The 1,069-nt window shown below is 66.9% G+C and carries 1 protein-coding gene and 1 pseudogene; both read right to left on the bottom strand.

The annotated features are described in order from the left end of the window. Positions 1 to 206, bottom strand: a pseudogene (locus tag ACZ4LX_RS38255) (ABC transporter permease); the annotation flags it as partial. Continuing rightward, on the bottom strand, positions 203 to 1,069 hold an 867-nt coding region (locus tag ACZ4LX_RS38250; RefSeq protein WP_467652042.1), incomplete at its 5' end, for an ATP-binding cassette domain-containing protein. The pseudogene ACZ4LX_RS38255 and the gene ACZ4LX_RS38250, both read right to left, overlap by 4 nt.

Genomic DNA, 1,069 nt, shown 5'->3' with positions numbered 1-1,069 from the left:
GGGATGATGTAGGCGATGTAGTCGGAGCGGTCCGTGCCGCCGATGCCGGCGCTCATGACGTCGCCGAAGATGTAGACGAAGAGCAGCAGCATCATGATCGGTGTGAGGAGCAGGTTCAGGGTCATGGACGGGTAGCGGCGGGCGTGCAGCAGGTTGCGGCGCAGCATGGTGGACGAGTCGCGGGCGGCGAGGGCGAGGGTGCTCATCGTGCTGTCTCCTTGGGCTGGTCGGTCCGGCTCGGCTGGTTGCCGTCCGTCAGGGCGAAGAACACGTCGTCGAGGTCGGGTGTGTGTACGGTGAGTTCGTCGGCCTCGATGCCGGCGGTGTCCAGCTGGTCGAGGATGGCGCGCAGTTCGCGCTGGGTGCCGCCGCTGGGGATCTGTAGCGACAACGATTCGTCGTTGCGGGCTGCTTCGTGGAGCGCGGCGGCTGCTGTCCGGTAGGTGGTCGGGTCGGTGAAGCGGAGCTTGACGTGTCCGCCGGGGACGAGCCGTTTGAGTTCTTCCGGGGTGCCCTGTGCGGCGATTTTTCCGTCGTTCAGTACGGCGATGCGGTCGGCGAGTTCGTCGGCTTCCTCCAGGTACTGGGTGGTGAGGAGGACGGTGACTCCGTCGGTGACGAGTTGGCGGATGATCTGCCACATGGTGTGGCGTGAGCGGGGGTCGAGGCCGGTGGTCGGTTCGTCGAGGAAGATGATGCGTGGGCTGCCGACCAGGGTCATGGCGATGTCGAGGCGGCGTTTCATGCCGCCGGAGTAGGTGGAGGCGGGCTTCTTCGCGGCGTCCGCAAGGTCGAAGCGGTCGAGGAGTTCGGCGGCGACGCGTCGGCCCTCTGCCTTGGAGAGGTGGTGGAGGTCTGCCATCAGGAGCATGTTCTCCTCGCCCGTGATGAGGCTGTCGACGGCGGAGAACTGTCCGGTGACGCCGATCGTGGCGCGTACGGACTGCGGGTCTTCGGCCAGGTCGTGGCCGCCGATCTGTATCCGGCCGCCGTCGGCGGTGATGAGGGTGGAGAGGATCTTCACGGCGGTGGTCTTGCCGGCGCCGTTCGGGCCGAGCAGCGCGAAGAC

It is taken from the genome of Streptomyces sp. NPDC026062, from assembly GCF_055568375.1.
Note: the sequence above shows the minus strand (reverse complement) of the source record. Positions and strands in the feature narration are given on the sequence as shown.